This window comes from Sphaerimonospora cavernae, from assembly GCF_042435035.1.
GTDB classification, from domain to species: domain Bacteria; phylum Actinomycetota; class Actinomycetes; order Streptosporangiales; family Streptosporangiaceae; genus Sphaerimonospora; species Sphaerimonospora cavernae.
The window spans coordinates 126422-139117 of record NZ_JBHMQT010000009.1; the positions used below are offsets into that span (position 1 = coordinate 126422).

The following is a 12696-nucleotide window of genomic DNA, read 5'->3' on the forward strand; positions in this document are numbered from 1 at the left end:
CCGCCGACATGTCACTTTCAGTAGTGGAGCCACCACCCTTAAGAGTGTCGGCTTTGGGTATGTATATGGTTGTTTATACGGTTCTCGGATCCGCGTGGAACGGGAGTAGTCGTATGTGCGGCATCAGCGGCTGGGTTGACTATGGGCGCGACCTCCGGCTGGAGCGGGAGACCGTACAGGCCATGACGGACACGATGGCGTGCCGAGGCCCCGACGCCGAGGGAACCTGGTTCGCTCCGCACGTCGCGTTCGGTCACCGGCGGCTGGCCGTCATCGACATCGAGGGCGGCAGGCAACCGATGGTCGCCGAGCGGAACGGCGAGATCGCGGCCGTGCTGACCTACAGCGGCGAGGTCTACAACTTCCGTGAGCTGCGAGCCGAGCTGACCGGGCTCGGCCACCGCTTCAGGACCCAGAGCGACACCGAGGTCGTCCTGGAGGCCTACCTGGAGTGGGGCGAGGACTTCGTCGACCGCCTGGGCGGCATGTACGCCTTCGCCATCTGGGACACCCGACGTGAGGAGCTGCTGCTGATCCGCGACCGGATGGGGATCAAGCCGCTCTACTACTACCCGACGCCGCAGGGGGTGCTGTTCGGCTCCGAGCCCAAGGCCATTCTCGCCAACCCGCTCGCCGATCGGGTCGTCGACGCCGATGGCCTGCGCGAGCTGCTGGCCTTCGTGAAGTCGCCGGAGACCGCGGTCTTCAAGGACATGTACGAGGTGCGCCCCGGCCAGATCGTCAGGGTGCGCCGGGACGGCCTCGGCAAACGCCGTTACTGGCGGCTGGAGGCCCGCGAGCACACCGATGACCTGCCCACGACCGTCCGCACCATCCGGGAACTGCTCGACGACATCATCACCCGCCAGCTGATCTCCGACGTACCGCTGTGCACGCTGCTGTCCGGCGGCCTCGACTCCAGCGCGGTGACCGCGCTGGCCGCCCGGGCGCTGAAAGGCCAGGGAGGAGTCCGGTCGTTCGCCGTGGACTTCACCGGCTACGAGGAGAACTTCCAGCCCGATGACATGCGCGACACTCCCGACACTCCGTACGTCCAGGACGTCGTGCGGCACGTCGGTTCCGATCACCGCGACATCGTGCTGAACCCGGCCGACCTGATGGACCAGGGTGTGCGTGCCGCCGCACTGCGAGCTCGCGACCTGCCGATGGGCCTCGGCGACCTGGACACTTCGCTCTACCTGCTGTTCAAGGCGATCCGCCGCCAGTCGACGGTGGCGCTGTCGGGAGAGTCCGCCGACGAGGTGTTCGGCGGATATCGGTGGTTCCACGACCCGGCCGCGGTCAACGCCGGCACCTTCCCCTGGCTCGCCATCCCCGGCATCGCCGATCAGTCGACGCGGGGCCGCTTCCTCGACGAGCACCTGCTCCGCAAGATCGACCTACCCGCCTATCGTGCCGACGGCTACCAGCAGGCCCTCGCCGAGGTGCCGCGGCTGCCGGGCGAGACCGGACTGGAGAAGCGCATGCGGGAGGTCGGCTACCTGCACCTCACCCGGTTCGTGCAGATCCTGCTGGATCGCAAGGACCGGATGAGCATGGCCGTCGGCCTCGAGGTCCGGGTGCCGTTCTGCGACCATCGGCTCGTGCAGTACGTCTTCAACACGCCGTGGGCGATGAAGACCTTCGACGGGCGGGAGAAGAGCCTGCTGCGCGCCGCGGTCGAGGACGTGCTGCCGCGCTCGGTGATCGAGCGCCGCAAGGTCCCCTACCCCTCCACCCAGGATCCGGCCTACGAGCACGCGCTGCGCGCCGAGTTGGCCGGTCTGGTCGCCGGCGGTGACTTCGCCGCAGCGCCCCTGGTCGACATCGGAAAGATCCGCAACGTGCTCGATCAGCCCGTGGGCGCGGTCAGCTTCCAGGGAGCCCGGTCCGCGATCGAGGGCATCCTCCAGTTCAACGCATGGCTGGAGAGCTACGACGCCCGCCTCGCCCTCTGAAGGACCCCGCTGAATAACCCCGCGGCCCCCGACCCTTCCCGCGGTGATCTTGCGAATTCTCGCACGCATCCGTTGTGACCTGTGCGGATTCTCTTCGTGATCTTGCAGAAGCTGGCAGGGATGTGCCCTCACCTGCGCATTCGCCTTCCGTGATCTTGCAGTGGCAAGTGCAAGATCACGGAAGGTGAATGCGCAGGTCAGCATGTGGTCGTGCGAGTTTCTGCAAGATCACGCCGGGGGTGGGGGGATTACGACGGGGAGGTTGTGACGCTGATGCGGTCGTCGGAGAAGCGGATCGTGAGCTCGTCGCCGGGTTTCACGTCGGCGGCCAGCCGTACGACCTCACCCGAGGGCCGCTGCGTGATGGCATAGCCGCGCTCCAGCGTGGCGGCGGGCGACAGCGCGACCAGGCGGGCGCGCAGGTGTTCCAGAGAGTCGGCCGAGCGGTCCAGCGAGGCCGTCAGGCAGCGCCTGGACCGCTCGCGCAGCGCGTCGACCTGCTCGGCGCGCCGGTCGAGCTCCCGCACCGGATCAGCGAGCGATGGCCGTGATCGGACCGACTCGAGCCAGGCGATCTCCCGCTCGAGCCAGCCCCGGACGACGCGGCGGCCCCGGTCCCTCAGCTGGCGGACCAGCGTCAACTGCTCGCCCACGTCCGGGACCACCTTCTTGGCCGCGTCGGTCGGCGTCGAGGCCCGTACGTCGGCCACGAGGTCGAGCAGCGGGGTGTCCTGCTCATGGCCGATGGCGCTGACCACGGGGGTACGGCAGGCCGCGACGGCACGCACCAGCGACTCGTCGGAGAACGGCAGGAGATCCTCCAGGGATCCGCCGCCCCGCGCGATCACGATGACATCCACCTCGTGGTCCGCGTCGAGCCTGTGCAACGCCTCGGTGACCTCTCCCACGGCATAGGACCCCTGCACCGCGACGGTCTCCACCTTGAAGCGGACGGCGGGCCAGCGTCGGCGGGCGTTCTCCAGCACATCGCGTTCGGCGGCCGAGTCGCGTCCGCAGATCAACCCGACGGTGCCCGGCAGGAACGGCAGCCGCCGCTTGCGGTCGACGTTGAACAGGCCCTCGGCGGCCAGCACCTGGCGCAGCCGTTCGAGCCGAGCCAGCAGCTCACCGATGCCGACCGGCCGGATTTCCAGGGCGGTGAAGGCGAAAGACCCCTTGTTGACCCAGAAATCCGGCTTGACGTGCATGACGACCCGTGCACCGTCGGCCGGGCGCGGGACGCTCGCCTCGTAGACGGCACGCGTACACGTGATCCTGGCCGAGACGTTGGCCACCGGGTCGCGCAGGGTGAGGAACACCGTGCCGCCGCGCGCGGTCAACTCGGTGATCTGTCCCTCCACCCAGACGGTGCCGAGCTTGCCGATCCACTGCGCGACCATCTGCAGGACCGACCGGATCGGCAGCGGCGCTTCCGGTGACGTCTTCGCGCCCACAGGGGCCTCCTCGCATGGTGGTGCGGCGGCGGGTGCGCGTCACGCCCCGCCGGACCGCACCCGCACACTAACCACTTCGACCGACATTCCGGCGGCCGGATGCGAGGAGACGCGGGTCACGCCTCGGCTTGGATCTTGGTGATGCGGTTCTGGAACAGCCGGACCACCTCCGGCCGGTTCAGGTTCGCCTGCTCGTAGTCGAGCAGCGCCTGCACCTGCTCGAGCGACTTGCCGCGCAGCCTCGCGCGCAGCGAGGCGATCGTCAGCTCGCTGTAGTTCGGCATCGGTTCGTCGGACGTCGCGGTCACGGCCTCGGCCGGCTTGGCGGGCTTCGCGGCCTTCTTGGGAGCAGGCTTGGCAGCCGGCTTGGGCTTCGGCTCGGCGGACTCGGCGGACTCGGTGGCCTTCTTCTTGCGCGGAGCCCGGGCGGGCTTCGCCGGAGCCGCGGGTTCGGTGGTCGCGGGTTCGGTGGTCGCGGGTTCGGGGGTCGCGGGTTCGGCGGCAGCCGGCTTCGGCACCTCTGCCTCGGCTTCGGGCGCCTTGACTTCAGGGACTTCAGGGACTTCAGGTGCGGCGGCTTCGGGTTCCGCCGCCGCGCCCGAAGCTTCGGCCGGAGTTTCGGCGGGGGCTTCGGTCGCGGGCGGTACGGCGGACGGCTCCGCCTTCTCGGCCTTCTCGGCCTCGGGCTCCGACTTGGCGGGGCGGGGCGCGTAGATAACTGGTGCAGGGCGTGCCTGCTGGGCTTCCGCCGTCTCGGCGGTGGATTGGGCGGTGGGGGTCGGGGCCTCGGCGGGCTGCTCGGCGTTCGGGCCCTCGCCGCCGGTCAGGCGCTTGACGGTGAGTCGGAGACGGTCGCCGAACTGCAGCGCCCTTCCCGCCCCCTGAAGGGCCGTCTGGAAGACGAGTACAGGCAGGTCCTTGGCCTTACTCGTTATGGCTTTAAGGACGGACATAGCGGCTCCTGGGGAGATTTGCTCTCAGTTGTCCAGTGTCCCAAGACCCGGGGAGTGTTTCAAAAATACTGCCCCCGGTTGCCCGTAGTGAGTGAGCGAGGCGCCGTCAGGGCCACGCGCAGCTGGGGGTGATCTTCGAAACGCGACCTGGCCAGGGAGTTTCGGCCACTCCCTAGGGTCAAGAGGCGGCTGGCGTTGCACATAGCATAGGAACATGGACGCACAGACCCCTGCGACTCGCCGTGTCCTCGTCGCCAAACCACGCGGATACTGCGCCGGCGTGGACCGCGCGGTCGAGACGGTCGAGAAGGCGCTGGAGCGGTACGGCGCGCCGATTTACGTGCGCAAGCAGATCGTGCACAACACCCACGTCGTGAAGACGCTGGAGGCGAAGGGAGCGGTCTTCGTAGAGGAGACGGAGGCCGTCCCCGAGGGCGCGATCGTGGTCTTCTCCGCGCACGGCGTGGCGCCGAGCGTCCACGAGGAGGCGGCGGCCCGGCGGCTCAGGACGATCGACGCGACCTGCCCACTGGTCACCAAGGTGCACAACGAGGCCAAGAGGTTCGCGGCGAAGGACTACGACATCCTGCTCATCGGCCACGACGGGCACGAGGAGGTCGAGGGCACCGCCGGCGAGGCGCCGGACCACATCCGGCTCGTCGACGGTCTCGACGGGGTGAACGGGGTCGCCGTACGCGACCCGGAGAAGGTCGTCTGGCTCTCCCAGACGACGCTGTCGGTCGACGAGACCGACGAGACCGTCGCCCGGCTGCGTGCGCGCTTCCCGAACCTGATCGATCCGCCGAGCGACGACATCTGCTACGCCACGTCCAACCGTCAGGCGGCCGTGAAGCAGATCGCGGCGGAGTCGGAGCTGGTCGTCGTGGTCGGCTCGACGAACTCGTCGAATTCGAAGCGCCTGGTCGAGGTGGCCAAGGACTACGGCGCCGATGCCGCCTACCTGGTGGACGACGCGTCCTTCGTACGTGACGAGTGGCTGGAGGGCGTCACCACGGTCGGTGTCACGAGTGGCGCCTCGGTCCCCGAGGAACTGGTCGAAGGGGTGCTGGCCAAGCTGTCCGAGCTGGGCTTCGCCGACGTCCACGAGGTGGAGGCCGTGAAGGAGAGCATGCGCTTCGCCCTTCCTCACGAGCTGCGCCGGGACCTGCGCGCCAGATAGCCGCCGTTCACGGCAGGGCCGCCGGTCGTGTTCACTCGTCGGCGGCCTTGCCGTACAGACGGGGTTCGAAGTAGCCCTCCGGCTCGGGGTCGAACACCGCGGTGCGGCCGCGGCGCGTACGGGACGACGCCCGGCCGGTTCCTCGCCCGCGGGCAGTCCCCGGCGCGTCCGGTGCATCCGGTCGGGCCGGCTCGGCGCCGCCGCCGCGCAGTTCGCGTACGTTGGCCGGCAGCCCGCGCCGCCATGCGATCAGCAGGGCCAGCGCGGTCCCGGCGAACAGCCACGGCGCACCCGACGAGAGCGCGGTGAACAATCCCACGCCGAGCGTCTGCGGTACGGACCCCGAGGCGAGCGAATGCACGCCCTCGACGAGCAGCGCCGCGATGAAGAAGACCAGTGGGGGAGTGACCACGAGCGGCAGCAGATCTCGTGGCCGCACCAGCAGAGCCGCGGCGAGGCACCCAGCGACGAAGCCGACGCCGCTCGGCAGGATGGCCTGACCCAGCAGTGTGATCACGAAGAGCAGGGCGATCGCTCCCCGGGCGGTCAACCTGAGCCCTGCTCGATCGGCGCCGACCATTCGGAGCCCCCTTACGACAAGTCCCGCGCCAATTTACCGTTCTGGCGAGGAAAACGAGGGGGGCTTACCTCGTCTTCACCTTCAAGCTCAGGCATCGACACCAACCGGGGGACGGCTTCGACGGGATTCGGCGATTCGAGGGGGGAGTCCACGAGATCGAGGTCGTTCAGCTTGCGCGCGCTGACCAGCACCCGGCTCTCCAGCGACCCCACGGTCCGGTTGTACGTCGCGACGGCTCTCGACAGCGCCTTGCCGAGGTCCTCCACGTGCCGGCCCAGGCCGCCCAGCCGTTCGTAGAGTTCTTTGCCGACTTCGAAGACGGCCTTGGCGTTCTCGCTGATCGCGGCCTGCCGCCAGGCGTACTGCGCGGTGCGCAGCATGGTGATCAGTGTGGTCGGGGTGGCGATGTGGACGCGCCGTTTCATCGCGTGCTCCAGGAGCCCGGGGTCGCGCTCCAGCGCCGGCGCGAGGAACGCCTCACCGGGGATGAACAGCACGACGAATTCGGGCGCCGGGCTGAACGCCTGCCAGTAGGACTTGGCGGCCAGCTGGTCGACGTGTTCCCGCAGGTGGCGGGCGTGCGCGTCCAGCCGCTTGGCGGCGAAGCCGGGGTCGTCGGTCTCGGCGGCCTCCAGATAGGCGGCCAGCGACACCTTGGAGTCGACGACGATGTGCTTGCCGCCGCTGAGCCGCACGACCATGTCGGGGCGGATCGTCCCCTCACCCGTCGTCGCGGTCACCTGCTCGTCGAAATCGCAGTACCGGGCCATGCCCGCGATCTCCGCGACCCGGCGAAGCTGGAGCTCACCCCACCGGCCGCGTGCCTCCGGCCGCTGCAGGGCCCGTACCAGCGCGGCCGTCTGCTTCCTGAGCTCGTCGGAGCTGCGCCGTACGAACTCCATCTGCTGGTTCAGCTCGGCGCGGGCGGCCCGGGCGCCGGACTCGCTCTCCCGGAGCTGCTGCTCGACCTTGGCGAGCGTCTCGCGGAGCGGCCCGACCAGATTCTCCACCGCCTGCCTGCGCTGGTCGAGATCGCCCGCGGCCTCGGCTCTCGTGGTGTTCAGCCGGTTCTCGGCGAGTTCCAGGAAACGCAGGTTGTTGACGTCGAGCACGCGGGCGGAGATGGCCTGGAACCGCTCGGACAGCTGGTTCTCCACGTAGGCGACCTTGTCCTCGGCGGCCCCCGCGCGCGCCCGCGCCTCGGCGAGCTCGACCGTGGCCTCGGCCGCCTGCTGGGCGCTTCTGGCCCGTGCGAGGACCATCCCGATCACGAGCCCGGCGGCCGCGCCGATGGCGAGTCCCAGCAAGAGAGCCACTACGTCCACGGTTTGGCATGATTTCAGGCAAGGCCGCCCCTGCGGGGGAGGCGCGCCCGGGTTCTTCTCAGGTCTCAGCGGCTCGGCTGATGTCCGGCTTACCCGCCCCGGCCCGTAAACTCGGCCTACGTGAGCCTGAGCATCGGCATCGTCGGCCTGCCCAACGTCGGCAAGTCCACGCTTTTCAACGCCCTGACCAAGAGCGGCAACGCCCTCGCGGCGAACTATCCGTTCGCCACGATCGAGCCCAACGTGGGGATCGTCGGCGTTCCCGACGCGCGGCTGGAGAAGCTCGCGGAGATCTTCGGCTCCGCACGGATCCTCCCGGCGAAGGTGGAGTTCGTCGACATCGCCGGGTTGGTCAGGGGCGCCTCGGAAGGGCAGGGGCGGGGCAACAAGTTCCTCGCCAACATCCGCGAGACCGATGCCGTCTGCCAGGTCATCCGGGTCTTCTCCGATCCCGACGTCACCCACGTCGACGGCGGCGTCGGGCCCGAGCGGGACATCGAGACGATCAACACCGAGCTGATCCTCGCCGACCTGCAGACGATCGAGAAGGCGGTGCCGCGCCTCCAGAAGGAGGCCAAGAGCAACAAGGACCGCAAGGCCTTCCTGGAGGTCGTCGAGGCGGCGGCGAAGCTGCTCGACACCGGTACGACGTTGTACGCGGGGGCCAGGGACGCCGGGATCGACCTCGCGGACCTGCGCGAGCTGCACCTGCTCACGGCCAAGCCGTTCCTGTACGTCTTCAACCTCGACGCGGACGAGCTGACCGATGCCGACCTGCGGGCCAAGCTGTCGCAGGTCGTCGCCCCGGCCGAGGCGGTGTTCCTCGACGCGAAGATCGAATCCGAGCTGGTCGAGCTGCCGGATGACGAGGCGCTGGAGCTGCTGCAGTCGGTCGGTCAGGAGGAGTCGGGCCTGGCGCAACTCGCAAGGGTCGGGTTCGAGACGCTCGGCCTGCAGACGTACCTGACGGCCGGGCCCAAGGAGGCCCGGGCCTGGACGATCCGCAGGGGCGCCACCGCCCCGGAGGCGGCCGGCGTCATCCACACCGACTTCCAGCGCGGGTTCATCAAGGCGGAGGTCATCTCGTTCGAGGAGCTCGTGGAGGCCGGCTCCATGGCGGCGGCGCGGTCCACCGGCAAGGCGCGGATCGAGGGCAAGGACTACGTGATGCGCGACGGCGACGTCGTCGAGTTCCGCTTCAACGTCTAGCGCGGAAAACGGGTCCAGCCGGCCCGCGTGTGGGGACGGTCAGCGGGTGGAGCCGAGTTTTCTGGAGATCCGCCGGGCGGTGTCCGCCACCAGCGGACCCAGGGTGCGCACCCGGGCGGCGGTGATGCGCGAGGTGAGCCCGGAGACCGAGATGGCGGCTGTCACAGCCTCCAGGTGGTTGAAGATCGGTGCGCTGACACAGCGCACCTCGGGCTCGTTCTCGCGGTCGTCGACGGCGTAGCCGCGCTGTCTGATCTGACCCAGTTCGGTGCGCAGCGCGCCGGCGTCGGTGATCGTGAACCGGGTGACGCTCGGCAGACCGGCTGCCACGACCTCCTCGACGACGTCCTCGGCCTGCCAGGCCAGGATCGCCTTCCCCACGGCCGTGCAGTGGATGGACGCACGGCTGCCGATCCGCGAGGCCATCCTGACGTTCGTGGCGTTCTCCACCTTGTCGATGTAAACAACGTGCGGTGGGTCGTACAGCACCAGGTGGACGGTCTCCTTGGCCTGTGACATCAGCCGGTGCGACTCCTCGGCGGCGACGGTCCGCAGGTCGAGTCGGGTGAGGTACGCCTGGCCGAGGCGCAGGGCACCGAGACCCAGCCGGTAGGCGCCGCTTTTCCTGTCTCTGGCCAGGAGGTTCGCCTCGACGAGCGGCACGGTGAGACGTAACACGGTGCTCTTGGACATGCCGAGCGCCTCGGCCAGCCTGGTGAGGGAGAGGTCCTGGCCGGAATGATCGCGCACATGCTCCAATACGGCGAGCGCACGCCGCAGGGACACCGACCGGTTGCGCGCCGCGGGGGGTTCGTGCATGGCTTCCTTTCGCGCCCTGTCAAATTACGGTAGAGACGGACGTTAGGTTGTCTTTGCGGTACATCATGCTGCATTGCACAACAAGTCACCCTTGTCATTCCGAAGATCGCGGTGGTCCTCCTAAGGTTTGCCCCAATTAGGAGGTGCTAGTGAAGATCTTTAACTGGGTGACCGCCGGCCTGGCCGTACTGACGCTGGCGGCGTGTGCGCCGTCCACCGCTCCGCAGGCCGAGGGGGGTGACGAGAAGTCCGGCACGCTCCAGGTGTGGCTTTTCGACGAGCCGAATCGGGCTCCGAAGGAGAAGGTCATCCAGGAGGCGATCAAGGAGTTCGAGACCGCCAACTCGGGTGTCGAGGTCGAGGTGACCTATATCCCGACGACCCCGGCCAGGCATGAGAAGTTCAAGGGCGCCTTCAACGACCCGGCCAGCGCGCCCGACGTGGCGGAGTACGGCAACACCGACCTCGCGGAGTACGCCGCCGCGGGGGGCTTCGCCGATCTGAGCGCCGACGTGTCGGCGTGGTCCGAGGGCTCCGACATCAGTCCCGACCTGCTCCAGTCGGCGACCGTGGACGGCAAGCTGTACGGCGTGCCGTGGTTCATCGGCGTCCGCGCCCTCTACTACCGCACCGACGTCTTCAAGGAACTGGGCCTCGCACCGCCCACCTCGATCAAGGAACTCGCCGCCGCGGCCCGCAAGGTCAGAGCCGAGAAGCCCGACATGTACGGCATGGCGGTCGGTGGGGAGTACACCTTCGGGGCGCTGCCGTTCGTCTGGGACGCCGGCGGCGACATCGAGAAACTCGACTCCGCCGAGTCACGCGAGGGCGTGCGCGCCTACACCGACCTCTTCTCCGACGACAACTGTCCGCCGCAGACCTGCGCCTCGCTGACCGGTGGCAAGACCGTCGAACTGTTCGCCAGCGGCAAGGCCGCGATGGGCCTGCTCGGCAACTTCAACCGGTCGGCGGTGGACGCGGGCCCCGCCGCCGGGAAGTACGCCGTCATCCCGCTGCCCGGAGCGAAGGCCGGCTCGGTCGCACCCGCCTTCGCCGGCGGCAACAACCTGGGTGTGATGAAGAGCAGCAAGCACCGCTCGCTCGCCGTCGAGTTCCTCCAGCTTCTCGCGGGCAGGACCTACCAGACCAAGCTGTACGGGGCCATGGGCAACCTGCCGACGCTCACCTCGGCCCGTGACCAGATCGCCGCCTCGGACGAGTTCCTGCTGCCGTTCCTCGCCACGGTTTCGGCCGGCACCAAGTTCGTGCCGATCGACCCCGCGTGGGTGAAGATCGACAACCAGAAGGTCATCCCCACGATGCTGCAGAAGATCGTGACCAAGCAGGCGACTCTCGAAGAGGCCACGAGCGAGGCGGCTACGGCGGTGAACGCCGCGTTCGGGCGGCCATGACCCAGGTCGTCGTTCCCGCCGGAGTTCGTCACCCACGGCCGCGCTCAGGTAGAGCCAGGAGGTTCGCGCCCTGGCTCTACCTGCTGCCCGCCGCGGCCGTGCTGTTGCCGATCTTCGGCTACCCGATCTACATGCTGGGCCTGCTGTCCGTCTTCGACTACCGGCAGGCTCAGGTCAGCGGCGGCGAACCGACCAGCTTCATCGGCCTCGCCAACTACCTCACGCTGCTGGAAGACGACAAGTTCTGGTCCATCCTCGCTCAGACGGTGTTCTTCGCGGCCGCCCTGGTGATCGCCACCCTGGCCGTCGGTGCGACGCTCGCCGTAGTGCTCACCCGAGCCGGCCGCTGGCCCAGACTGCTGCTGTCATTCGCCGCCATGGCCGCCTGGGCCGCGCCGGCGATGACCGGCTCCACCGTCTGGATGTTCCTGTTCGACGCCGACCTCGGCCTGGTGAACCAGGTGCTCGGAATCGATGGTTTCAACTGGTTCTACGACAAATGGGTGACCTTCGGCGTCGTCGGCGCCACCGTTGTCTGGCACTCGTTCCCGTTCGTGATGGTCGTGCTCTACGCCGGCATCCAGGCCATCCCGCCGTCCGTGCGTGAGGCCGCCTCCCTCGACGGCGCCTCAGAATGGCAGTCGTTCTGGCGGGTCGTCGTCCCCATGCTCCGGCCGTTGATCACCATCGTGGTCATCCAGTCGGTCATCTGGGACTTCAAGATCTTCACCCAGATCTATGTGATGACCAACGGCGGCGGCATCGCCGGCCAGAACTCCGTGCTCAACGTCTACGCCTACCAGACCGCGTTCGGCTCCTCGGAGTACGGCCTCGGCTCGGCCATCGGCGTCGTCATGACCCTCATCCTGCTGGTGATCACCCTGTTCTACATCCGGGCGCTGTACCGTACGGGAGAGCGGCTGTGAGGCGGCCGGTCGCGAACATCATCGCGGTCGTCGCCGCCTTCGCGACCTTCTTTCCCATCTACTGGATGGTGCTGTCGGCGCTCAAACCCGCGGGCGAGATCCAGTCCCTCGACGCACGGCCCTGGACCCTGTCACCCACCTTCGAACACTTCCAGCGGGTGCTCTCCGGTGAGAACTTCAGCCGTTACTTCGTCAACAGCCTGATCGTCGCGCTGTCGGTGGTCGTCCTGTCGGCCCTGGTGGCGTTCCTCGCCGCCGTCGCCGTCACCCGTTTCTCCTTCAGGTTCCGCACCACGGTCCTGCTGATGTTCCTCGTCGCTCAGATGGTTCCCGTCGAAGCCTTGACCATCCCGCTGTTCTTCCTGGTCCGCGATATCGGTACGGTCGTGCCGGGCGTGGGACTCAACACCCTCGGTGCCCTCATCCTCGTGCACCTGGCCTTCTCCCTGCCGTTCGCGATCTGGATGATGCGCGGCTTCGTCGCCGCCGTCCCCGAGGCCCTGGAGGAGGCGGCCATGATCGACGGTGCCGGGCGGGGGGCCATCCTGTGGCGGGTGCTGTTCCCGCTCGTGGCCCCCGGACTCGTCGCCACCAGCGTGTTCTCCTTCATCGCCGCCTGGAACGACTTCATCTTCGCCCGCACCTTCATCATCTCCGCCAAGGACAACCAGACGCTCCCCGCCGCCCTCCTCGTCTTCTTCAAGCCCGACGAGAACGACTGGGGCGGCATCATGGCGGCCTCCACGCTGATGACGATCCCGGTTCTCGTCTTCTTCATCGCGGTGCAGCGCAAGCTCGTCTCCGGCCTCGCAGGCGCCGTCAAGGACTGACCCGGCACGCGCCGCCCCGGAGTGGTCCGCCGCCGTAAAGCGCCAGTCGC

11 protein-coding genes are annotated in these 12696 nt (G+C 68.4%); 6 read left to right on the forward strand and 5 right to left on the reverse strand.

Annotated features, from left to right (window positions below; genetic code table 11):
* Nucleotides 1–113 precede the first annotated feature (113 nt).
* A complete protein-coding gene (asnB, locus tag ACFHYQ_RS06930; RefSeq protein ID WP_394300238.1) occupies nt 114–1958 on the forward strand; it encodes an asparagine synthase (glutamine-hydrolyzing) in 1845 nt (614 codons plus the stop codon).
* Between the two features lie 248 nt (nt 1959–2206).
* Here asnB and xseA read toward each other — a convergent pair whose 3' ends face one another.
* Complete coding sequence (xseA, locus tag ACFHYQ_RS06935; RefSeq protein WP_394300239.1) at nt 2207–3412, reverse strand: exodeoxyribonuclease VII large subunit; 1206 nt, start codon at nt 3410–3412, stop codon at nt 2207–2209.
* A 116-nt stretch (nt 3413–3528) separates the two neighbouring features.
* Nucleotides 3529–4365 carry a DUF8129 domain-containing protein gene (locus ACFHYQ_RS06940; RefSeq protein ID WP_394300240.1) on the reverse strand — a complete coding sequence of 279 codons (837 nt, stop codon included), beginning with the start codon at nt 4363–4365 and terminating at the stop codon, nt 3529–3531.
* Nucleotides 4366–4579: 214 nt separating this feature from the next.
* On the opposite strand from ACFHYQ_RS06940, the gene ACFHYQ_RS06945 reads away from it, so the two are divergent.
* Nucleotides 4580–5545 (forward strand): 4-hydroxy-3-methylbut-2-enyl diphosphate reductase, encoded by a 966-nt coding sequence (locus ACFHYQ_RS06945; RefSeq protein WP_394300241.1) that lies wholly within the window; start codon nt 4580–4582, stop codon nt 5543–5545.
* 31 nt (nt 5546–5576) lie between these two features.
* Here the strand turns inward: ACFHYQ_RS06945 and ACFHYQ_RS06950 are convergent, their stop codons facing one another.
* A complete protein-coding gene (locus tag ACFHYQ_RS06950) occupies nt 5577–6125 on the reverse strand; it encodes a DUF6542 domain-containing protein (RefSeq protein WP_394300242.1) in 549 nt (182 codons plus the stop codon).
* A gap of 11 nt (nt 6126–6136) precedes the next feature.
* Nucleotides 6137–7387, reverse strand: a complete 1251-nt coding sequence (locus ACFHYQ_RS06955; RefSeq protein ID WP_394300290.1) for a DNA recombination protein RmuC — start codon at nt 7385–7387, stop codon at nt 6137–6139.
* Between the two features lie 183 nt (nt 7388–7570).
* Here ACFHYQ_RS06955 and ychF point away from each other — a divergent pair, with 183 nt between their 5' ends.
* Nucleotides 7571–8659: a redox-regulated ATPase YchF gene (gene ychF / locus ACFHYQ_RS06960; RefSeq protein ID WP_394300243.1), complete on the forward strand. Its 1089-nt coding sequence runs from the start codon at nt 7571–7573 to the stop codon at nt 8657–8659.
* Between the two features lie 39 nt (nt 8660–8698).
* Here the strand turns inward: ychF and ACFHYQ_RS06965 are convergent, their stop codons facing one another.
* The gene (locus tag ACFHYQ_RS06965; RefSeq protein ID WP_394300244.1) at nt 8699–9478 is read right to left on the reverse strand and encodes an IclR family transcriptional regulator; all 780 of its coding nucleotides are present in this window, start codon (nt 9476–9478) and stop codon (nt 8699–8701) included.
* A gap of 149 nt (nt 9479–9627) precedes the next feature.
* Between ACFHYQ_RS06965 and ACFHYQ_RS06970 the strand changes: the two genes are divergently transcribed.
* From ACFHYQ_RS06970 to ACFHYQ_RS06980, 3 genes are read left to right on the forward strand one after another with little or no spacing between them, the layout of a single operon-like run.
* A complete protein-coding gene (locus ACFHYQ_RS06970; protein WP_394300245.1) occupies nt 9628–10890 on the forward strand; it encodes an extracellular solute-binding protein in 1263 nt (420 codons plus the stop codon).
* Complete coding sequence (locus ACFHYQ_RS06975; protein WP_394300246.1) at nt 10887–11816, forward strand: carbohydrate ABC transporter permease; 930 nt, start codon at nt 10887–10889, stop codon at nt 11814–11816. Before ACFHYQ_RS06970 ends, ACFHYQ_RS06975 begins: the two co-directional genes overlap by 4 nt.
* A complete protein-coding gene (locus ACFHYQ_RS06980; RefSeq protein ID WP_394300247.1) occupies nt 11813–12646 on the forward strand; it encodes a carbohydrate ABC transporter permease in 834 nt (277 codons plus the stop codon). Before ACFHYQ_RS06975 ends, ACFHYQ_RS06980 begins: the two co-directional genes overlap by 4 nt.
* Nucleotides 12647–12696: the final 50 nt, after the last annotated feature.